Origin of the sequence: Pantoea sp. Lij88 (assembly GCF_030062155.1) — a bacterium.
Taxonomy (GTDB): Bacteria; Pseudomonadota; Gammaproteobacteria; order Enterobacterales; family Enterobacteriaceae; genus Pantoea.
On sequence record NZ_CP118269.1, the window covers coordinates 3,793,789 to 3,815,692 of the forward strand.

Annotated in this window: 20 protein-coding genes; 5 read left to right on the forward strand and 15 right to left on the reverse strand. The window is 56.7% G+C overall.

Features of this window, described 5'->3' with window-relative positions; all coding sequences use genetic code 11:
• Positions 1-17 precede the first annotated feature (17 nt).
• Positions 18-1,502: a 4-hydroxy-3-polyprenylbenzoate decarboxylase gene (gene ubiD / locus PU624_RS21575; RefSeq protein WP_283546566.1), complete on the reverse strand. Its 1,485-nt coding sequence runs from the start codon at positions 1,500-1,502 to the stop codon at positions 18-20.
• A gap of 240 nt (positions 1,503-1,742) precedes the next feature.
• Here ubiD and rfaH point away from each other — a divergent pair, with 240 nt between their 5' ends.
• Positions 1,743-2,231, forward strand: a complete 489-nt coding sequence (rfaH, locus tag PU624_RS21580) for a transcription/translation regulatory transformer protein RfaH (protein WP_090966337.1) — start codon at positions 1,743-1,745, stop codon at positions 2,229-2,231.
• On the opposite strand, the gene tatD is transcribed toward rfaH, so the two are convergent.
• From tatD to udp, 10 genes are all read right to left on the reverse strand, one after another.
• Positions 2,228-3,010, reverse strand: coding sequence for a 3'-5' ssDNA/RNA exonuclease TatD (tatD, locus tag PU624_RS21585; protein ID WP_283546567.1), 783 nt, complete (start codon positions 3,008-3,010; stop codon positions 2,228-2,230). The genes rfaH and tatD overlap by 4 nt on opposite strands.
• A gap of 88 nt (positions 3,011-3,098) precedes the next feature.
• On the reverse strand, positions 3,099-3,857 hold the full coding sequence (gene tatC / locus PU624_RS21590; RefSeq protein ID WP_283546568.1) for a Sec-independent protein translocase subunit TatC: 759 nt from the start codon (positions 3,855-3,857) through the stop codon (positions 3,099-3,101).
• Positions 3,857-4,558, reverse strand: a complete 702-nt coding sequence (gene tatB / locus PU624_RS21595) for a Sec-independent protein translocase protein TatB (protein ID WP_283546569.1) — start codon at positions 4,556-4,558, stop codon at positions 3,857-3,859. The genes tatC and tatB overlap by 1 nt, the downstream gene beginning before the upstream one ends.
• 3 nt (positions 4,559-4,561) lie before the next feature.
• Positions 4,562-4,816, reverse strand: coding sequence for a Sec-independent protein translocase subunit TatA (tatA, locus tag PU624_RS21600; protein WP_283546570.1), 255 nt, complete (start codon positions 4,814-4,816; stop codon positions 4,562-4,564).
• A gap of 109 nt (positions 4,817-4,925) precedes the next feature.
• Positions 4,926-6,563: a ubiquinone biosynthesis regulatory protein kinase UbiB gene (gene ubiB / locus PU624_RS21605; RefSeq protein WP_283546571.1), complete on the reverse strand. Its 1,638-nt coding sequence runs from the start codon at positions 6,561-6,563 to the stop codon at positions 4,926-4,928.
• Positions 6,560-7,165 (reverse strand): ubiquinone biosynthesis protein UbiJ, encoded by a 606-nt coding sequence (gene ubiJ / locus PU624_RS21610; protein ID WP_283546572.1) that lies wholly within the window; start codon positions 7,163-7,165, stop codon positions 6,560-6,562. Before ubiJ ends, ubiB begins: the two co-directional genes overlap by 4 nt.
• A gap of 11 nt (positions 7,166-7,176) precedes the next feature.
• A complete protein-coding gene (gene ubiE, locus PU624_RS21615; RefSeq protein WP_008926452.1) occupies positions 7,177-7,935 on the reverse strand; it encodes a bifunctional demethylmenaquinone methyltransferase/2-methoxy-6-polyprenyl-1,4-benzoquinol methylase UbiE in 759 nt (252 codons plus the stop codon).
• Positions 7,936-8,010: 75 nt separating this feature from the next.
• The gene (gene rmuC, locus PU624_RS21620; protein WP_283546573.1) at positions 8,011-9,510 is read right to left on the reverse strand and encodes a DNA recombination protein RmuC; all 1,500 of its coding nucleotides are present in this window, start codon (positions 9,508-9,510) and stop codon (positions 8,011-8,013) included.
• A 67-nt stretch (positions 9,511-9,577) separates the two neighbouring features.
• Entirely contained in the window at positions 9,578-10,864 is a 1,287-nt protein-coding gene (locus tag PU624_RS21625; protein WP_283546574.1) for a tetratricopeptide repeat protein, read from the reverse strand.
• An 87-nt stretch (positions 10,865-10,951) separates the two neighbouring features.
• The gene (gene udp / locus PU624_RS21630) at positions 10,952-11,713 is read right to left on the reverse strand and encodes a uridine phosphorylase (protein WP_008926449.1); all 762 of its coding nucleotides are present in this window, start codon (positions 11,711-11,713) and stop codon (positions 10,952-10,954) included.
• A gap of 302 nt (positions 11,714-12,015) precedes the next feature.
• On the opposite strand from udp, the gene PU624_RS21635 reads away from it, so the two are divergent.
• Positions 12,016-12,849 (forward strand): dienelactone hydrolase family protein, encoded by an 834-nt coding sequence (locus PU624_RS21635; RefSeq protein ID WP_283546575.1) that lies wholly within the window; start codon positions 12,016-12,018, stop codon positions 12,847-12,849.
• A gap of 208 nt (positions 12,850-13,057) precedes the next feature.
• On the opposite strand, the gene metE is transcribed toward PU624_RS21635, so the two are convergent.
• Entirely contained in the window at positions 13,058-15,328 is a 2,271-nt protein-coding gene (gene metE / locus PU624_RS21640) for a 5-methyltetrahydropteroyltriglutamate--homocysteine S-methyltransferase (RefSeq protein WP_283546576.1), read from the reverse strand.
• A gap of 144 nt (positions 15,329-15,472) precedes the next feature.
• Between metE and metR the strand changes: the two genes are divergently transcribed.
• Both metR and PU624_RS21650 read left to right on the forward strand, forming a co-directional pair.
• The gene (gene metR, locus PU624_RS21645; RefSeq protein ID WP_003854400.1) at positions 15,473-16,399 is read left to right on the forward strand and encodes an HTH-type transcriptional regulator MetR; all 927 of its coding nucleotides are present in this window, start codon (positions 15,473-15,475) and stop codon (positions 16,397-16,399) included.
• Positions 16,400-16,482: 83 nt separating this feature from the next.
• Positions 16,483-16,962 carry a YehS family protein gene (locus PU624_RS21650; protein WP_283546577.1) on the forward strand — a complete coding sequence of 160 codons (480 nt, stop codon included), beginning with the start codon at positions 16,483-16,485 and terminating at the stop codon, positions 16,960-16,962.
• A 438-nt stretch (positions 16,963-17,400) separates the two neighbouring features.
• Here the strand turns inward: PU624_RS21650 and PU624_RS21655 are convergent, their stop codons facing one another.
• Complete coding sequence (locus PU624_RS21655) at positions 17,401-18,264, reverse strand: carboxylate/amino acid/amine transporter (RefSeq protein WP_283546578.1); 864 nt, start codon at positions 18,262-18,264, stop codon at positions 17,401-17,403.
• A gap of 375 nt (positions 18,265-18,639) precedes the next feature.
• Here PU624_RS21655 and glpT point away from each other — a divergent pair, with 375 nt between their 5' ends.
• Positions 18,640-19,980 carry a glycerol-3-phosphate transporter gene (gene glpT, locus PU624_RS21660; RefSeq protein ID WP_003854394.1) on the forward strand — a complete coding sequence of 447 codons (1,341 nt, stop codon included), beginning with the start codon at positions 18,640-18,642 and terminating at the stop codon, positions 19,978-19,980.
• 48 nt (positions 19,981-20,028) lie between these two features.
• On the opposite strand, the gene yigL is transcribed toward glpT, so the two are convergent.
• Both yigL and pldB read right to left on the reverse strand, forming a co-directional pair.
• Entirely contained in the window at positions 20,029-20,829 is an 801-nt protein-coding gene (gene yigL, locus PU624_RS21665; RefSeq protein WP_283546579.1) for a sugar/pyridoxal phosphate phosphatase YigL, read from the reverse strand.
• Between the two features lie 52 nt (positions 20,830-20,881).
• On the reverse strand, positions 20,882-21,874 hold the full coding sequence (gene pldB, locus PU624_RS21670) for a lysophospholipase L2 (protein ID WP_283546580.1): 993 nt from the start codon (positions 21,872-21,874) through the stop codon (positions 20,882-20,884).
• Between the last annotated feature and the right edge of the window lie 30 nt (positions 21,875-21,904).

Sequence of the window (21,904 nt, forward strand, 5' to 3'; positions counted from 1 at the left end):
TATGGTTGTGCTCGCCATCAACGCTGTGGCGGCTGATCAAAAATACCTAGCTCATCCCAGATAGCATCAATGCGCGCGGTGACCGCAGGATCTTTAACGATGGGTGTACCCCATTCGCGCTGCGTTTCACCGGGCCACTTATTGGTCGCATCCATCCCCATCTTCGATCCCAGCCCGGAAACAGGCGAGGCGAAATCGAGATAATCGATCGGGGTATTTTCTACTAATACCGTATCGCGGGCCGGATCCATACGCGTGGTGATCGCCCAGATCACGTCGTTCCAGTCACGCGCATTAACGTCATCGTCACACACAATAACAAATTTGGTGTACATGAACTGCCGCAAAAACGACCAGACGCCAAACATGACACGTTTGGCATGCCCTGCGTACTGCTTTTTAATCGTCACAACCGCCAGGCGGTAGGAGCAACCTTCAGGCGGCAGATAGAAGTCTACGATCTCCGGGAACTGCTTCACCAGAATCGGCACCAGTACTTCATTCAGCGCCACACCCAGCACCGCAGGTTCATCCGGCGGACGGCCGGTGTAGGTGGAGTGATAGATAGGCTTGTGACGCTGCGTAATATGCGTAACGGTAAACACCGGGAAGCTATCTACTTCATTGTAGTAGCCGGTGTGGTCGCCGTAAGGTCCTTCCGGCGCCATATCGCCCGCTTCGATATACCCTTCCAGCACGATTTCCGCACTGGCCGGCACTTCGAGATCGTTCGAGAGGCATTTCACCACTTCGGTTTTATTGCCGCGCAGCAAGCCGGCGAATGCATATTCTGACAGCGTATCCGGCACCGGCGTAACGGCACCGAGGATGGTGGCGGGATCGGCACCCAGCGCCACTGAGACCGGAAAACGCTCACCCGGATGCGCTTTCGTCCACTCCAGATAATCAAGCGCGCCGCCACGATGCGACAGCCAGCGCATAATCAGACGATTTTTGCCGATCACCTGCTGCCGGTAGATACCGAGATTCTGCCGCTCTTTGTGCGGGCCGCGCGTCACGGTCAGTCCCCAGGTAATCAGTGGTGCCGCATCGCCCGGCCAGCACTTCATCACCGGGATGCGCGTCAGATCGACTTCATCACCGCTGAACACTTCTTCCTGACAGGGTGCATTGCGCAGGCGTTTGGTCGGCATGTTCAGGACCTGCTTAAACTGCGGCATCTTATCGAACAGATCGCGGAAGCCTTTTGGCGGCTCCGGCTCTTTCAGGAAGGCCAGCAGTTTACCCACTTCACGCAGTGCGCTGACCTCCTCCTGGCCCATGCCCATTGCCACGCGCTTTGGCGTGCCGAACAGATTGCACAGGACCGGCATGTCGTACCCTTTCGGGTTTTCGAACAGCAAGGCGGGGCCACCGGCACGCAGGGTGCGGTCGGCAATTTCGGTCATTTCCAGGTCAGGATCGATCGACTGGGTAATGCGCTTTAGCTCACCGCGCTGTTCGAGCAGCGCGAGAAAGTCTCTTAAATCGTGATATTTCATGCGGCTTTAGCTTTCCGGCCAGAGTGAATCGGCCATTATAGGTCTGATTAAGCGGATATGCTGAGGTTTATATGGCGGCCTCATAAGCTGACCTCTGTTTCCTGCCACCTGTTCTGCTGCCCGCCGGTATGTTAAGAAAATTCTCAGTTTATTTTCGCTGCGGGACGCTTTACCCTGCCCCTGCGCTATAACTCTGTCAGCAGGTTTGCTATTCTTAGCGTCCATTCAATGGGAGCAGTTATGGAATCCTGGTACTTACTCTATTGCAAACGTGGACAGCTATTGCGCGCGAAGGAGCATCTGGAGCGGCAGGAAGTGAATTGCCTTAGTCCAATGATCGCTCTGGAAAAAATCGTGCGCGGAAAACGCACCACGGTGAGTGAGCCACTGTTTCCAAATTATCTGTTTATCGAATTCGATCCGGAAGCAATTCACACCACGACCATCAGCAGCACGCGCGGTGTCAGTCACTTTGTGCGCTTCGGCACCACGCCCGCGACCGTGCCATCGGCCGTGATTGAAGCGCTGGAGACCGATGTCCCGCAAATCCTGCTTGATCCTGAGACCCCACAAAGCGGCGATGAAGTGGTCATCACCGAAGGGACCTTTGAAGGGCTGCGCGCCATCTTTGCCGAACCGGATGGTGAAACGCGCTCGATTCTGTTGCTTAATCTGCTGAACAAGCAGGTGATGCGCAGCGTGGATAACAAGCAGTTCCGCAAGCTTTAAGCCAGTCTGAACAATGTCCGCGCATTCTGATCGATGCGGACCGCCAGTTCCTCAGCATTCTCGCCCCGCCATGTCGCCACCTGATTCACAATATGCGGTAAAAAGCAGGGCTCGTTCCGGCGCGAGGTCGGGCGCGGGCGCATGTCGCGCGGCAGCAGATAAGGCGCATCGGTTTCCAGCAGCAGACGATCGGCGGGAATCAGAGGCAGCAGCTCGCGCAGTTCCAGACCACGACGCTCATCGCATACCCAGCCCGTAATCCCCACCGATAATCCCATTGCCAGACAGGCTTCCAGTTCATCACGCGTGCCGGTAAAGCAGTGGATCACCGCGCCAGGCAGTTTTGGCAGCCAGGGTGCAAGCACCGCCGCGAAACGCGCATGGGCTTCACGACAGTGAAGAAACACCGGCATATTGAGTTCCGCCGCCAGAGCCAGCTGCGCGTCAAAGGCATACTCCTGCTGCTCATGCGCTGACAGATTGCGGTTGAAATCGAGTCCGCACTCACCGATAGCCACCACTTCCGGTTTTTCAGCCAGGCGGCGCAGGGTGCTGGCAATTTCCGTGGACCATTCGCTGGCATGGTGAGGGTGAACGCCCGCAGTAGACCAGCAGAAATCAGGTTGCGCTTCAGCCAGTCGCTGAGCCTGCTGGCTCTCCAGCGCGTTAGTGCCGGTAATAAGCATCCCGGTGACGCCCGCATCACGCGCGCGTTTAACCACCTTTTGCCGATCGGAGGCGAATTGCGTGCTGGTCAGGTTTACACCGATATCAAACATAATTTTTCCCACTGTTTATAAACAAAAACCGCCCATCCGGGCGGTTTGGCTTGATCGCTTCCCGCCTGTGCGGGTAACGCTGTCAGTATCAGGAGTCGCTGTTCTCGTCTTCATCCTGTGCCCGGCGGCCTTTACCCACATAGTAACGGGAAAAGAATACGCCGACTTCAAACAGGCAGTACATCGGAATAGCGAGCAAAGTTTGGGAAAAAACATCCGGCGGTGTGAGCAGCATCCCGACAACGAAGGCGCCGACCAGAATATAGGGACGTTTCTTCTTCAGATCTTCCGGGCTGGTGATCCCGGTCCAGCACAGCAACACAATCGCTACCGGCACTTCAAACGCCACACCAAATGCCATAAACAGCGTCATGACAAAATCGAGGTATTTAGAGATATCCGTTGCGACGGTGACGCCGATCGGTGCGGTCTTGGTGAAGAAACCAAATGCCAGCGGGAAGACCACGAAATAGGCAAACGCCACGCCGAAGTAGAACAGGAAGGTGCTGGAAAAGAGCAGCGGCATAACCAGTCTGCGCTCGTGCCGGTAAAGCGCTGGGGCGACGAAAGCCCAGACCTGATAGAGGATCACCGGCACCGCAAGAAACACCGACACAATAATAGTCAGCTTAATGGGAGTGAAAAACGGTGAGGCCACATCGGTCGCGATCATGCTGGAGCCGACCGGCATCTGGCTGATCAGCGGAGCCGCGACCAGCTGGTAGATGTCATTCGCGAAGTACACCAGCACCAGGAAAATCCCCAGTACGGCGATGATGCAGTTCAGTAGTCGCTTACGCAGCTCAATCAGATGACTGATGAGCGGTTGGGTATCTTCAACGGCCATTATCGTTCATCACTTGCAGAAGAGGAGGGTGCGGAAGTACGCGCAGAATCTGCCGGTCTGGCAACATCAGCGGCGGGTGCCTGTGCTGGTGCACTGGCCACAGCGGCGGGTGTTGCGGAAGAGTGACCTGCCGAGGCGGATGAAACCGCTGGCTGAGCCGGTGCTGGCGCAGTAGTGACTGCGGCAGAGGCAGCAGAAGGTTTCACAGCCGTGACAGAGTCTGAAACCGGAGCGGGGGCCTGTGCCGGCGCGCTGGCCTGATGTTCTGCGGTCGCCGGCGTTGCCGAAGGCTCAGCCTGGCCGGATTCAGAAGCCTGCCCCGTTTCAGAAGCGGGCTGAGGCGCGGGCCTGTGCTGGGCCGAATGAATGGTGTTTGCCTCGTCTTCCTCTTTTTCAATGTCGATGCTCTGACTGACCGAGCGTTTCATTGAATCCGCAGTTTTACGCAGCTCTTCCATTGACTCTTTCAGCTCAGGTGAGAGCGTGCCACGGCTCGCTTCTTCCACCTTTTTCAGGCTATCCTGAAGCTCCTGCAGTTTGAGCTCCTGCGCCAGTTCATGTTGTACATTGGCTGCCAGCGAACGAATCGCCCTGATCCAGCCGACTACGGTTTTCACCGCAACCGGTAAACGTTGCGGGCCGAGTACAATCAGCCCGATAACGAACACCAATACCAGTTCACTAAAACCAATATCGAACACGGTTTACACCTGCTTGTCGTTCTTGGCATCTTCTTTGGTAGCCGAAGTGTGCTGTTTGTCAGCCAGCGTTTTGGCCGCGAAGTCAGCGTCCTGCTCTTTCGGTTGATCCTTTTTATCGTCCTCATCACTCATGGCTTTTTTGAAGCCACGAATCGAAGAACCTAAATCTGAACCCAGATTACGCAATTTATTGGTACCGAACAGAAGTACAACAATGACGGCAATGATTAACAATTGCCAGATACTGATACCGCCCATGAGATAGCCTCTAATATTCTGTGAAAACGATGAGGTAATGCACCACAGAGTGCCCTTTTCAACCGGGCCTGAGCCAGCGACATTACCTTTTTTTAGACGGACGTGACAATCAGTTTGTCTTACGCCAGCCGATTAACCAGGAGACGATTCCCGCCGCCATCAACACCGCCGGGAAGAAGTCCCAATCCGGTCGGGTGAGCAGCACAGCCGTTCCGCTTAACAGCAACGTTGCACCGACGCCAAACAGGTAACGCGCCTGATGATGACGGACGCGCTGCGCGTTCATATCGCCCACTAATTTATCGACGCTATGCCGTAAAAGTTTGTGCTGGCGCATGCTGTCGTAAAACAGTTCTGGCAACTCGGGAAGCTTCTCAGCCCAGAATGGCGCTTTCTCTTTCACCGCACGGATAATGGCGGGCAAACCGACCTGATCCTTGATCCACTCTTCCAGGAACGGTTTGGCTGTCTTCCACAGGTCGAGCTGCGGATAAAGCTGACGGCCGATGCCTTCCACATAGAGCAGCGTTTTTTGCAGCAGGACCAGCTGCGGCTGCACTTCCATATTGAAGCGGCGTGCCGTGTTAAACAGGTTCAGCAGCACATGCCCGAAGGAGATCTCAGCCAGTGGCTTTTCAAAAATAGGCTCACAGACCGTACGAATCGCAAACTCGAAATCTTCAACGTTGGTATCGGGCGGCACCCAGCCTGAGTCAACGTGCAATTCCGCGACCTTACGGTAGTCACGGTTGAAGAAGGCGATAAAGTTTTCCGCCAGATAACGCTTATCTTCTTTGTTCAGCGAACCTACGATACCGCAGTCAATGCCGATATATTGCGGATCTTCCGGATGTTCGTAGCTGACAAAGATGTTGCCCGGATGCATATCCGCATGGAAGAAGCTGTCGCGGAACACCTGGGTGAAGAAGACCTGCACGCCACGTTCAGCCAGCAACTTCATGTTCACGCCATGACGCTCCAGGGTGGCAACGTCTGAAATCGGAATGCCGTAGATGCGCTCCATCACCATCATGGTTTCGCTGCAGTAGTCGGAATAGACTTCCGGTACATAGAGCATGCGGCTGTCTTCAAAATTCCGGCGCAGCTGAATGGCGTTGGCCGCTTCACGTAACAGGTTCAGCTCATCAAGCAGGGTTTTCTCATAATCGCGCACCACCTCGACTGGACGCAGACGGCGGCCATCCGGCAGCAGACGCGGAACCCAGCGGGCCAGGCGATAGATCAGCTTCATGTCCGCTTTGATCACCGGCAAAATATCGGGGCGGATCACTTTGATCACCACTTTCTTGCCGGTCGATTTCAGCGTGGCGGTGTGCACCTGCGCGATGGATGCCGACGCCAGTGGCTTGATATCAAAATCATCAAACCAGGTTTCAATCGGCGCGCCCATTGAGGCTTCAATCTGCGCTTTAGCTTTGACACCATCGAAGGGCGCTACGCGATCCTGCAGGATCGCCAGTTGATCGGCGATCAGCGGCGGGAAGAGATCGCGACGGGTCGACAGCATCTGGCCAAACTTGATCCAGACCGGACCCAGCTGCTCCATCGCCATACGCATACGTGCGCCGATGGGTTCATGCTGATGCAGATTAGGGATCCAGAAAACAGAGCGACGCCACAGGCGAAACAGAAAAGTGAGGCGTGTCTGAGGAATCAGTTCATCAAGGCCATAGGTCAGAAACACCTTCATGATCAGATATAAGCGGCGGATCTCTCCAAAACTCATTTTGCCTCCAGCTGCGCCAGACGCGCATCAAGCGCCTCAAGCGAACGTTCCATCGCGTCGACCTCCTCAGAAAACCAGGCTAATTCCAGCGAGCCAGGCGCAACACGCCACTCTTCGGTAATGGCCTGTCCGAGATAATCCTGGCGACGCTGCACTTCACCTTTGAAAAAGCGTAATGCCTGTTGAGTGCGCTGACTGATGCCCTGTGCGGCGATATCGCCCACCCAGGGAGCCAGATATTCGGCCGGATCCAGCTCAGCCAGATCCATCAGCGCGGAGAACTGCTGCACCACCTGCAGGTCGCCTTCAACCTGCAGCTCACCGCTGCGGATCAGCGGCGTCAGCTGCTGGCGATCGCGCAGTTTCGGCAGGGTTTTCAGCGAAGTGATCACCGTGCAGTCACTGCGATCCTGCCAGTCCGCTAACACGTCCAGCTGCTGTTCACTGAAGACCAGCACCAGCGGATGAGAGAACTCATTCAGGCGCAGCGTCAGCACTTTGCCATTCAGACGTTGCCGTGCCGGTTTCAGGCCACGATCGCGATAGAGAATACGGTTCAGCGCCGTTTCCAGGCCCGCGGTAATCAAGGGCGTCAGGTTCATTACCATCTCACTCAGAACTTAAATCCACGATGCAGCGCGACAATGCCGCCGGTCATATTGGAGTAAGTGGTATTTTCAAAACCAACATCGTTCATCATCGCTTTCAGGGTCTCCTGATCGGGATGCATGCGGATCGACTCGGCCAGATAGCGATAGCTCTCTGCATCCTGCGCCACCAGCTGTCCGATGCGCGGCAGAATGTGGAACGAGTAAGCGTCATACGCTTTGCTCAGCGGATCCAGCACCGGCTTAGAGAACTCCAGCACCAGCAGACGTCCGCCCGGCTTAAGGACGCGGAACATCGAGGCCAGCGCCTTCTCTTTTTCCGTGACGTTGCGCAGACCAAAGGAGATGGTGATGCAGTCGAAATAGTTATCGGGGAAAGGCAGAGCTTCTGCGTTGGCCTGCACGTAACTCACGTTGCCAACCACGCCCTGATTGCGCAGCTTCTCGCGGCCCATCTTCAGCATGGAGCTGTTGATATCGGCCAGGACAACCTGACCGGTTTCGCCCACCAGGCGAGAGAATTTAGCGGTCAGATCGCCGGTACCGCCAGCCAGATCTAACACGCGCTGACCGCGACGTACGCCGCTGCTGTCAATGGTAAAACGCTTCCAGATACGATGGACGCCAAACGACATCAAATCGTTCATCAGGTCATATTTTGCCGCTACGGAGTGAAACACGTCCGCGACTTTGTCAGCTTTTTCGCTTTTGGCGACCGTCTGAAAGCCAAAATGGGTGGTTTCCTGCTGTGATTCATCTGCCATCGGTTTTACCTGCTCCACAAACAATACTTCCCGAAGTGTATCAGAGTCACGGAAGTCAGGCACGCTGCGCCCATACTATTCGTGGAGGCGTCTCACACGCGGCTCACTCTCATCCGCATCCCTGTCGTCATCGGCATCCTCATCCGCCCGGTTTTCCGGCATGGCTCGTTCGGCCAGCTGCGGGTTGATGGGCCGTTTGATCTCGACGCCCAGCGCACGAAATCCTTCCGTCTGGGCGATCAGGTTGCCACGTCCTTCCGACAGCTTTTTCATCGCCTCGCGATAGCTGTTCTGCGCCTTATCCAGGCTGTGACCAATGCCGCTCATGTCATCAACAAACAGCCGCATCTTGTCATAGAGCCGGGTGGCGCGATCGGCGATGCGCTGCGCATTGCGGCTCTGATGCTCATAGCGCCACAGATTATTGATGGTCCGCAACGCCACCAGCAGCGTAGTAGGGCTGACCAGCATGATGTTCTGCTGCAGCGCCTCGCCAATCAGCTCAGGCTGACGGTCAATCGCCAGCAAAAAGGCGGGCTCAACCGGAATGAACATCAGCACATAATCGAGCGAACGCAGGCCGGGCAACTGCTGGTAGTCTTTTCGTCCCAGCAGACGAATATGCGCCCGCATGGCCGCGACATGCTCCTGGATCGCCTGCTCACGCTCGATCTCATCATCCGCATTGAAGTAGCGCTCATAGGCCACCAGCGTCATTTTGGCGTCTACCACCACATCTTTGCCCTGCGGCAGACGGACAATCACATCCGGCTGCATCCTGCCCTGCTGTTCGGACTGAATGCTGACCTGGGTTTCATATTCGTAGCCTTCACGCAATCCGGAGGCTTCCAGTACCCGGCTCAGCACCACTTCCCCCCAGTTACCCTGGATTTTATTATCGCCCTTCAGCGCTTTGGTCAGGTTAAGGGCCTCCTGCGCCATCTGCGCATTCAGCTGCTGTAACTGCCGGATTTCGTGGGTCAGCGTGTGCCGTTCGCGCGCCTCTGCGCCAAAGCTCTCATGCACCTGACGCCGGAAGCCATCAAGCTGTTCCCGCAGCGGGCCAATCAGCCCGTCCAGGCTCTGGCGGTTCTGTTCATCGACGCGACGGCCGCTGTTCTCGAAAATACGGTTGGCGAGGTTTTCAAACTGGGCGCTGAGGCGTTGTTCGCTGTTGGTCAGCAGGCGCTGTTTCTCTTCAGCCGCGAAACGGGTCTCTTCAAGGCGGATGGTGACTTCGCGCAGCTCCGCTTCCTGCGCGCTGTTGACCTCCAGCTGATTGCGCAGTTCACGATTAAGCTGTTCGCTTTCATTGCGCCAGTAATCAAGCTGTTGCAGTCGCTCATTGGCACCACTCAGCGCGCCGTGAAGCTGACGCAGCTCCTGCTCACGCTGCTGTGTCTGCTGCTGAAGCTGTTCGATTTGCTGCTGCTGGCGCTGCTGCGCCTCTTCCTGCAGACGGCGCTCGGTCTGGAAACTGGCGACCTGATGACCGGCACGTAACTGTGCCAGCATCCAGCCAATCCCTAACCCGGCAAGCGCCAGACAGGCGCTGATGATGATGTGCTGATCCATGATTTCCCCGTGACTCAGGCTGCTGAGGGAAAAGGTAGAGTCGCACTGTATGAATGTCCAGACAATTTTAGCCGGACTCAGCGACTGACAAAGCCGCCACCGTCAGCTTTCCAGCCTGCCACTCATCAATCAGGAAAAACGGCATCGGCAGCAGCCATTCCCCCTTTTTAACCTGCGCCAGATAGTGCCAGGTTGTCTCGCCGGCGGTGATCGCGACGGGCTGTCTGCTCCCCTCCTCGGCGCTGGTTTTGCCGGTCATACTGGCAAAGCCGGCATTGCTGCCCACGTGGAAATGCGGCGTCTGCCAGCGCACGGGCGCATGGTCAGGCCACGGCTGAGCCTGATGGAAATGAAACAGCTCATCATGGCTCAGGAGGCTTTCACGCACCGTCGGCCACAACGCGACCTTGAGGAAATACTGATCGGTGAAGCGTTCACTGCCCTGATACTGCGCAATGAAATCGCGCATCGCCTGTTCCACATCCCGGAAGACGCCGTGACAGCCGCCCCACATCCCTGCCAGCAGCAGTTCGGTATGGGAGAAGTAGTCACGCATATGGTGGAACCAGTAAGGCGAGGCCAGCCAGGCGTTAACCGCCGCCGCTTCGCGCTCCGAGAGCAGCGAGTCAGCATCACGCACGATAAAGCGTTTTACAGCCGGATCGTCGAGCACCAGAAAACGCCACAGGGTTGGATATAAGGTTGTTTCGTGGGACATATCGACCAGCTGGACGTGCGGCTGGTCAAGACGCTGCCAGACATGCTGCGGCACGCTGTCATCCAGATAGATGCGGCAGACCCAGCCGGGATAGAACTCAGGCGCAACTTCAACGTTTTTAATCAGGGTTTCGCAGTAGCGCGGCTGATCGCCATACAGGCAGAAGGCGATGACGTTCTGGTGCGGCTGACTGCGATCGACAGGCTCAGGTTGCGGCGCGGGAAACGCCATGCGCTGTCCCTGGCTGAAACGGGCATCAGAGCGCATCAGTGACGCCAGACCGTAACGCGCCACCTCATCCTTTTTATCCAGCCAGCCACACACTTCGGTCAGGCCATCCAGCCAGGTTTCAGAGGCCGTAGCCTGTACAGCGGGCGGTGACTGATAAATCTTCTGGTAGATTTTGTACGCTTTATGGTGCTGACCCAGACGCAGCAGACAGAGCGCGTAGTCGCTCAGCACCTGCATCTGATTGGGCATTGAGCGCAGCACCTCTTCGCAGCACTGGGCCGCCAGCGCATAGTCGCCCTGTTGCATAGCGGCGCGGAAACGTTCGGCACTGCGTTCCAGCCGGGCACCGAGTGCGGCAGGATTAGCGCCAGGGAGAGGACGTCGGACAGGAATGGTATTGCGCATAAACACCCTCAGGTTCACTGATGTTACGCGCCGTTAACTACCGGCAGCAGGTTTTGATTCAGGAGAAAACCTGCTGCCTGACGCGGCCTACAGCAAGCGACGCGCCGCTTCGACCACAATCTTCACTGCGTCACTTTCTGTCTGTTTCATGGTGACCGCATCGGGGATCTCTTTCTGAGTACGGTTCACAATCACGCCCGCCACCATACCGGCCCGCAGACCCTGGCTGGCGCACATGGTTAACAGTGTAGCGGATTCCATCTCATAGTTGAGAACGCCCATCTCCTGCCACTCTTTCATCGATCCTTTGAAACGACTGACGACACGACCGGAGACGGTGTCGTAACGCTCCTGGCCCGGATAGAAGGTGTCAGAAGAGGCGGTGATGCCGATATGAGTCTTCGCGCCACAGGCTTCTGCGGCGGCAACCAGCGCGGTGGTGCAGGCGAAATCCGCCACTGCCGGGAACTCCATCGGCGCAAAATGCAGGCTGGCCCCGTCCAGGCGAACAGACGCGGTGGTCACCAGGACATCGCCGACATTGATATGCGGCTGGATCGCGCCAGTCGTCCCGACACGCAGGAAGGTCCGCACGCCGAGCTGTGCCAGCTCTTCGACGGCAATCGACGTGGAAGGACCGCCAATACCGGTTGAGCAGACCACGACCGGCTTGCCATCAATTTTTGCCAGCCAGGAGGTAAATTCACGGTGTGAGGCGAGATGCGTGGCATCTTCCATCAGTCCGGCAATTTTCTTCACACGCTCCGGATCGCCCGGCACAATCGCCAGGGTGGCGCCCTGCAGATCGGCTTTAGTCAGGCCAAGATGGAAAACGTCAGACTGTGTCATTTCAGACTCCTGTTAAGGGAAGGTAGCACGTCACTCTACGCCAGCACGTCCGATAAATATGTGACAACATTCACTTTAGAAAATGAAAGTTACATTTCACGAGAGATAAATTGTGACTGCAATCACACAATAACATCTTGCTGGTCCGGATAGCCCTTCGCGAGGCTGTGTCTGGGGCAGCGCAATGTTAAAGAGGTGGATGATTTTAGTCGCTGCTGATTCTGTTACCCGACACCTGGCGCGCAGGCTTTACAGCCAGGCTATAGTTACGTGATTGCGCAAATGCTTGCACGGAGAGAATAATGAAACCCAGTGATAATATGGCACAAAAACCGGCGACGGGCGGCTTTGCCCCTGCCGTGCAGCCCACCGCCTCTACAACCATCATTACCGAAAGCCCGGCCATTCACTCAGGTGAAACCTCAGTGCCAAGCCAGGGCGAAAACATGCCGGCATTTTTTGCAAAGCCCCACTCAGCGGAAGGCCCGTTGCCTGTCGTCCTGGTGGTGCAGGAGATCTTTGGTGTGCATGAACACATCCGGGATATCTGCCGTCGTCTGGCGCTGGAAGGCTATCTGGCGATCGCGCCTGAACTCTATTTCCGCGAGGGCGACCCTTCCGAATACACTGATATCCCGACGCTGTTCAGCGAGTTGGTCAGCAAAGTGCCTGACACCCAGGTGCTGGCCGATCTCGATCATGCTGCTAACTGGGCAGCGCGCAACGGCGGCGATATCCGTCGTATGGGCATCACAGGCTTTTGCTGGGGTGGCCGCATCAGCTGGCTCTACGCCGCGCATAACCCACAGCTGCGCGCTGCGGTTGCCTGGTATGGACGACTGACCGGCGAGCGCACGCTGAAGCAGCAGAAGCATCCTATTGATGTTGCGGTCGATCTGAGTGCGCCGGTGCTAGGTTTGTATGGTGGTCAGGATGACGGCATTCCACTTGAGAGCGTCGAGCAGATGCGTCAGGCGCTACATGCCGCCAATGCGACCGCCGAGATCATCGTCTATCCCGAGGCGGGACATGCGTTTAATGCTGACTACCGTCCGAGCTACCATGCTGAATCAGCCAATGATGGCTGGCAGCGTATGCTGGCCTGGTTCAGGCAGTATGGCGTGGCATCAAAATAGCATCACGTGCTGGCAGCAATAGATTAGTTCAATACACAGGTAACACGGTCAGAGGAGGAAAGCGTCCCGCGCCATGGATGGCGGTTTTTGCGTCTTTCCGATCTGACCGTGTTCCCTGTGCCTGCACGATCTTACAGCAGGCTGTAGCAGGATTTATCAAAAACAGGGGCGCTTCTGTGCCCCTGTTTTTTGCCACCCGGCCCCATTCCTACGCCGTCTCACCACGCAGTTTCTTCGCCGCTGTCACCATATTCGCCAGCGCCTGACGTGTCTCCGTCCAGCCACGCGTCTTCAGACCGCAGTCCGGATTTACCCACAACCGCGCTTCCGGAATCCGTTTCGCCGCCTTCAGCAGCAGCGCTTCAATCCACTCCACGCTGGGGACATTAGGCGAATGAATGTCATAGACGCCCGGACCGATTTCATTCGGGTACTCAAAGTCTTCAAACGACTCCAGCAGGTCCATGTCAGACCGTGAGGTTTCAATCGTGATCACATCGGCATCCAGCGCTGCGATGGCGTCCATAATGTCGTTGAACTCGCAGTAACACATATGCGTGTGAATCTGGGTTTCATCCTGGGCGACGGCCGCATTCAGCCGGAACGCCTCCACCGCCCACGCCAGATAGGCTGCCCACTCAGACTGATGCAGCGGCAGCCCTTCACGCAGTGCCGGCTCATCAATCTGAATAATCCCGATGCCCGCCTTCTCCAGATCTTCCACTTCATCACGCAGCGCCAGCGCGATCTGCTTCGCGATGGTTTCACGTGACACATCCTCACGCGGGAATGACCAGCAGAGAATCGTCACCGGACCGGTCAGCATCCCTTTTACCGGTTTATCAGTCAGCGACTGGGCATATCGGGCCCACTCAACGGTAATTGCCTCCGGACGACTGATATCGCCGATGATCACCGGCGGTTTCACGCAGCGAGAACCGTAGCTCTGCACCCAGCCATTCTGTGTAAAAACAAAGCCATCAAGATGCTCGCCGAAATACTCAACCATGTCGTTGCGTTCCGCCTCACCGTGCACCAGCACATCCAGCCCCAGCCGCTCCTGCTCGGTGATCGCCTGCTTAATATGCTCCGCGATGCCGGTGCGGTAATGATGACTATCGAGACGGCCCTGCTTAAAATCAAGGCGCAGGCCGCGAATTTCAGGGGTCTGTGGAAAAGAACCGATCGTCGTGGTGGGCCAGGCGGGCAGATTGAAACGCTGACGCTGCAGCACTGCCCGCACCGTGTAAGCGCTCAGACGTTCACTGTGCTGTGGCGTAATGGCCTGCAGACGCTGGCCTACCGCGGCATTATGCACACGGCGGGAGTGAGCACGGGCGCGCACCGGTGCGCTCCAGGTCTCCAGCGAGGCCGCATCATTCGTGTTCAGTGCGTGACTTAGCAGCGAGAGCTCTGCACATTTCTGCAGCGCAAAGGCGAACCAGCTTTTAACTTCATCATCCAGCCGGGTCTCAGCGCTCAGATCGATCGGGCTGTGCAGCAGAGAACAGGAAGAGCCAATCCAGACCTGTTCACGCTGGGCGATCAGCGGTTGCAGGCGACTGAACCAGCGGCTCAGATCGGCACGCCAGACGTTACGTCCGTTGATCACGCCAAGCGACAGCAGCCAGCTGGCGGGCAGTTGCTGATTCAGCTGCTCAATATCATCGCGGCCATGAACCAGATCGACATGCAGGCCCTGCACCGGCAACGCACGAATCACATCAATGTTCTGTCCGATGCTGTCAAAATAGGTGGTCAGCAGCAGCTTACTGTTACCCTGCAGCGCGTCATACGCCGGTTGAAAGGCTTCGCGCCACGCCTGCGGCAGCTCCAGCGCCAGGGCGGGTTCATCAATCTGAACCCATTCGATGCCGCGCGTGGCCAGTTCCGCCAGCACCTGCTGATAGACCGGCAGAATCGCCTCCAGCAGTGACAGACGATCAAACGACTCGCCTTTGACTTTACCCAGCCACAGATAGGTCACCGGCCCCAGCAGCACCGGCTTGATGTTATGGCCCAGCGCCAGCGCCTCATCAACCTCTTCCAGCAGCTGAGTCCAGGCCAGTTTAAACGTCTGGCCCCGGGTAAATTCCGGCACGATGTAGTGATAGTTGGTGTTAAACCATTTGGTCATTTCTGCCGCCGCCGCAGGCTCGCCGGTCGGCGCACGCCCGCGCCCCACGCGAAACAGCGTATCCAGATCAACAGTGCCCGCTTTGTTCTGATGACGTGCAGGCACGTTGCCCAGCAGCAGGCTGGTGGTCAGCACATGATCATACCAGGCGAAATCACCGACTGGCAGCAGATCGACGCCCGCCTCTTTCTGTTGTTGCCAGTGTCGCGCACGCAGCTCGCGGCCCGTCTCCAGCAAGGCCTGCTGCGTGCTGTCGCCCGCCCAGTAACGCTCCAGTGCTTTTTTCAGTTCACGGCGCAGGCCAATTCGGGGAAAGCCGAGGGTATGGTTGAGGATAGTCATGTGCTGTTCTCCAGATAATCTTTCACTTTGGCTGAAATGGGCAGCCAAAGATGTTTAGCCGTCCAGATGTTTACACTGCTATACTCTGCGGGTACTGTATGTTGCTCAAGCGCAATATGTTCACTTTCGATGTGAAGGACTCTCATGATCGAACTCAAGCACCTGCGGACGCTTCAGGCTCTGCGCAATACGGGATCGCTGGCGGCGGCGGCGGCCCAGCTTCATCAGACGCAATCGGCGTTGTCTCACCAGTTCAGCGATCTGGAGCAGCGGCTGGGATTCCGCCTGTTCGTCCGTAAAAGTCAGCCACTGCGTTTTACGCCGCAGGGCGATATTCTGCTGCAGCTGGCGGAGCAGGTGCTGCCGCAGATTCAGCAGGCTTTGCAGGCCTGCCATGAGCCGCATCAGACCACGCTGCGGGTGGCGATCGAGTGTCATAGCTGCATTCAGTGGCTGACGCCCGCGCTGGATAAATTCCGTCAGAGCTGGCCGCAGGTGGTGATGGATTTCAAATCAGGCGTGACCTTTGATCCGCAGCCTGCTCTGCAACAGGGTGAGCTGGATGTGGTGCTGACCTCCGACATTCTGGCGCGCTCGGGCCTGTTCTACTCACCGATGTTTGATTATGAAGTAAGACTGGTGCTGGCGACGGATCACCCGCTGGCGCAGGTTGAGCAGATTTCGCCGGAAGATTTAGCCGATGAAGTGTTGATGATCTATCCGGTGCAGCGTCAGCGTCTGGATATCTGGCGTCACTTCCTGCAGCCCGCGGGTGTCAGTCCGGCCCTGAAAAGTGTGGATAACACCCTGCTGATGATTCAGATGGTGTCGGCGCGGATGGGGATTGCCGCACTGCCGCACTGGGTGGTGGAGAGTTTTGAGAAGCAGGGCCTGGTCGTCACGCGCACGCTGGGTGATGGGCTGTGGAGCCGTCTTTATGCAGCCGTGCGCGAAGGGGAACAGCGTCAGCCGGTGCTGGAAGCCTTTATCCGCTTTGCCCGACAGCACGCCTGTGAGCATCTGCCGTTTGTGCGCGACGCCGCGCTGCCTGGTGCGGTGTTACAGCGGTAATCCGGCGGGCACAAACCTGCGCGAACGCGGTCAAAATCCCCTATAATGCGCAGCCTGTCGACTGACCATGAGAAGATCTCACCATGACTAACAATGATATTCTGCGCAGCGTGCGCTACATGCTCAACCTGAGCGATGCCAAAATGGTGGAGATTTTTAAGCTGGCGCAATGTGACGTGCCAGTGGCGGATATTCAGGCGTGGCTGAAAAAAGATGACGATGCGGCGTTCCGTCCCTGCCCCGATGTGCTGATGGGTTATTTCCTGAATGGCCTGATCTTTTACCGTCGTGGCAAAAGCGAAGATGCACCCGCACCGTCGATTGAGCGCAAAATGACTAACAACATCTTCATGAGAAAGCTGCGCATCGCTTTTGATCTGAAAACCACCGACATCCCTGATGTCCTGAAACGCGTGAATTTTACCGTTTCACAGGCCGAAATCGGCGCGATTTTCCGCAAGCCTGATCATAAAAACTACCGCGAGTGCGGCGACCAGATTCTGCGTAACTTCCTGAAAGGGCTGGCGATGATTCAGCGCCCTAAGAGTGAGAAGCCTGCTTAATTTCTGATCGCTTCTGACCCCTGCGTGGTCAGAGGTGGCGCATCTGATCGCAAAGAAAGCCTGCATCCATGCAGTACGGCCTCGCCATCCCTGGCTCGGACGCTTTGCTCCTCAGCTGCGCCACCCCTTCCCTCCCGCTTCATCAGGGCTTTGACAAGAGCAGCACCGGGCCAGCCATGCGGCGGACGCTTTACTTCTCAGCCCGCCATTCCCTCCTTCATGCTCGCGCTGAGCCACGCATTTAACAGCGATGAGGCTGTCGCACCTCATGGGCTGGCGCGTCAGAAGAGCGAAGCGTCCGGGCCAGGGATGGCCCGGCCGATCGACAGGGAGGTGAGATTCCTTCGCGATCGGACGCGCCAGCCCGGGAGGCGGCACCCATTCAACAGCCACTTTTCAAAGCCTGTTTATGGTCTGTGGCAGCGCACCCCATTCACCTTATGACCGGTCACCGCGCCCCACCACCCAGCGTTTATGCACCCACAGCGAGGCGATGATCACCAGCGCGCCCGCAATAAAGCTCGGCCAGTGCGGTTTCTCCTGCCAGATAGCCAGATTCACCAGCAACCCGGCGGGCACGTGCATGTTATTCATAATGCCCAGCGTGCCGGCATCGACCTGCGTTGCACCGTAGTTCCACATGAAATAGCCAAGACCGGAAGCCGCAACGCCCAGCCAGACCAGAATGCCCCACTGCAAAGAGGTGGTGGGTAACTTCTGCGGATTGCCCCAGGCACACCAGGCGATCACTGCAATCAATACCGCACCCAGATAAAACCAGGAGAAGGCCGTGTGCTGCGGCATCGGACGGGTCTCCTGCAGACGCTTATAGCCCACCATTCCCGCCGCAAAGCAGATATTTGCCAGCTGCACTAACAGCAGACCAAACCAGAAATGATCGCTGACTTTGTCATAGCGAATAATGGCCGCGCCAGCCACCGCCAGCAACGCACTGAAGATATATCCAATGCGCAGCGGACGACGGCTAATCAGATCGTAAATCAGCGTCACATAAAGCGGCGTCATCACCGTAAACAGCAGGAATTCCGACACGCTAAGGTAGAGATAGGCTTCGAAGCTCAGCAGATACATCACCCCCAGTTGCAGCATCCCCACCAGCATATAAAGCAGCAGCGTTGAAGGGCGATGACCCCGCCAGCGCAGGAACGGTAAAAACACCAGCGCAGCCAGCGCCAGACGCATCAGTACAGAAAACCAGCTGTCCACCTGCCCGGCAAGGTATTCGCCAATCAGGCTGAACGAAAAGGCCCACAGAATGGTGGTAATAATCAATAAAAACACGGCGACGACCCCGAAATTAACAGGCCGTCAGTGTAAACAATGTGCCGCCGTCAGGCTGTGAAATCTGGTTGACATCTGATTACAAACCAGGCGATCAGAAAGTCATCTGGATAGCCTGCTTACACTCCCTGACATAACTGGCGACAGAATGGGTTTTCAGCCAGATAAAATGCGCGAAATGATCCATTGCATGATCACTTTCGCTCTCAACTGTAATAAAACTGTAACAATTGTGTCACTCATCACAGTAACGTTGCGCAACTACCACTATTCTTTGCGCGAAATGGAACATCCTGCGTCCATTTTGTTCTGCTCTTTTTCTGCCCCAACCTGCTGGGAATTAAAAACCATAATGTGCCCTGGAGGGCCTCACTGATGCTGAGCATTTTTAAACCTGCACCACGTCAGCCGCAGGTGGCGGAGGATCATGTCGATCCGCTCTACCGTCGTCTGCGCTGGCAAATTTTCATCGGGATCTTCTTTGGTTATGCGGCCTACTACCTGGTCAGAAAAAACTTCGCACTCGCCATGCCCTATCTGGTGGAGCAGGGTTTTTCACGTGGCGATCTCGGGTTTGCCCTGTCCGGCATCTCCATTGCCTACGGCTTTTCAAAATTCATCATGGGCTCGGTGTCTGACCGATCAAATCCACGCGTCTTCTTACCGGCCGGTCTGATTCTGGCTGCGGCAGTGATGCTGATAATGGGATTCGTCCCCTGGGCGACCTCCAGCATCATGGTGATGTTCGTGCTGCTGTTTGTCTGTGGCTGGTTCCAGGGCATGGGCTGGCCACCCTGTGGGCGCACCATGGTTCACTGGTGGTCGCAGAAGGAGCGCGGCAGGATCGTCTCAGTCTGGAACTGTGCGCACAACGTGGGCGGCGGTATTCCGCCACTGCTGTTCCTGCTGGGTATGGCGTGGTTTAACGACTGGAAAGCGGCACTCTACATGCCAGCGTTTGGCGCGATTGCCATTGCGATTCTGGCCTTTGCACTGATGCGCGATACCCCACAATCCTGCGGTCTGCCGCCGATTGAAGAGTATAAAAACGACTATCCGCCCGACTACGATGCCAGCCACGAAGAGGAGCTGACGGCAAAACAGATCTTCATGAAATATGTGCTGCCGAACAAGCTGCTGTGGTACATCGCGCTGGCCAACGTGTTTGTCTATCTGCTGCGCTACGGCATCCTCGACTGGTCACCGACCTATCTGCGCGAAGTAAAACACTTCACGCTGGATAAATCGTCGTGGGCCTACTTCCTCTATGAATATGCAGGGATTCCTGGAACGCTGCTGTGCGGCTGGATGTCGGACAAAGTGTTCCGCGGTAATCGCGGTGCGACCGGCGTGTTCTTTATGACGCTGGTGACCATTGCGACTGTGATCTACTGGCTCAACCCGGCGGGCAATCCTGGCGTCGATATGGCCTGTATGATCGTCATTGGCTTCCTGATCTACGGTCCGGTGATGCTGATTGGTCTGCACGCGCTGGAACTGGCACCGAAAAAAGCGGCGGGAACGGCGGCGGGCTTTACCGGCCTGTTCGGCTACCTGGGTGGATCGGTGGCGGCCAGCGCCATTGTCGGTTACACCGTCGATTATTTCGGCTGGGACGGCGGCTTCATGGTGATGATTGCAGGCTGTGTGCTGGCGGTGATTCTGCTGTTACTGACCATGGTCAGCGAACACAAACACAAAAAGACCCTCGCCTGACGGCAATAAAACAAGGGCCGGATAACCGGCCCTTTTTACGCTGACGGCTTAAGCCAGATAGAGCGTGCGCAGGGTCTGCGGCACCGCATCATCGGCATTCGAACCAATCACCTCCAGCTCCGGCAGCGTATCTTTCAACCGCTGATGGGCGTTCTGCATGATATAGCCCTTACCCGCCATGCTCAGCATCTCCACATCATTCATGCCGTCGCCAAACGCAATGCAACTTTTCAGCGTGTGGCCCAGCGTCTTCGCGACTGCTTCCAGCGCATGCCCTTTCGACACGCCGCCCGCCATCACTTCCAGACAGGTCGGCAGCGAGAAACTGACGTTAACCCGATCGCCCCAGCGCGCTTCAATCGCCTGCTCCATCGGAATCAGATGCTCGGGATTTTCACAGGTGAAGAAAACCTTACTGATGTTATCGGTGGGCAGCAGGCCCGGCTCATAAACCTGATAGTTGAAGACCGACTCGCGGAAATAGTCCTGCTCAGCCGGACTTGAACGGCTGACAAACCACTCATCGTCGCGGTAAACGTGCGTCAGAATATCGCTGTGATGATATTGCAGGCCAAACAGATCGCTGGCGATATCCTCATCCAGATTATGGCTGAACACCAGTTCGCCTTCTGCGTTGTGCACGCGCGCGCCGTTTGAGGTGATCATATAGGCCGGGATCGCCAGGCTGTCGCGCATCTGTCCGACATCGATATGATGACGGCCGGTGGCGAACACAAAGTGAATATCTTTCGCAACCAGCTGCTGCAGCGTTTCACGTGCAAAAGGGGTCAGACGATGTTCGGGAGAAAGCAGCGTGCCATCCAGATCGGATGCAACGATGTGATACATGAAAACCTCGGGTATCTGGTTCTGCCGGTTTAAACCGGTCGGATAAATGACGTCAGTGGTGCGATGAAAAAAAGTCGACCACTGCATTGAGTGCTTCGGCGCGCATCTCATCCTTTTCAAACAGGATCTCATGACGGGCACCGTCGATCACCCGTGGCTTATTGCCCTCACACGGATGACCCGCCGCGGCCATCGCGGCACAAAACAGGTCCTGCGAACGATTGTCGACCACCCGATCATCGCTGGCCTGTAACAGCAGCAGCGGCGTGGTGATCTTATCGACCTGACTGATGATGTTGCGCCCCGCATGGATGCCTTCACGTACCCAGTGGTAGGTCGGCCCGCCCACGCGAATCGCCGGATCGTCCGCATAAAAACGCAAGTTTCTCCGGTAACGCTCGGTGCTGTGCGTCAGCCGGTTTATGCCAAACGGATGTGCGCGCCAGCGTCCGGTGCCGAGTGCATAGCCATCGCGCATGGCCGGACGTTTCTCCGCCCAGTCCAGGATGCGGTGGGCCAGAAATGAGGGCAGCGGCAGGGCGATGCCAAACATCGGTGCCACCAGCGCGACGGCATGAAACGCCTGTGGCTGACGCGCCAGGAACAGCGTCAGGATTGCGCCACCCATCGAATGAGCCAGCGCATAGCGCTGCTGATAATGGCCGCTGACAATCTCTTTCAGATAGAGCGTTTCAAGATCGTCGACGTAATGCGTAAATTCCGCCACGTGGCCCCGGTGTGAATCTTCCAGCAGGCGATCGGAACGCCCCTGACCGCGATGGTCCAGGATTACCACATCAAATCCGCAGTGAAACAGATCGTACGCCAGCTCAGGGTATTTGATGTAACTCTCGATGCGTCCTGGCACAATCAGGATCACACGCTTGTGTTGCGGCGATGTGAAGCGAACATAGCGCAGCGTCAGATTACCCACGCCGGTAAACTCACGCTCTTCACGACTGTGCCAGAAATCGAGCAGCGGCCCGGTGGCGAACGCAGCAAAGGCTTTTTCCCGTCGCAGCCAACTGGCTTTGTGTTGATTCATTCGCCCTCCTGATGACCGGATACAGAGTCC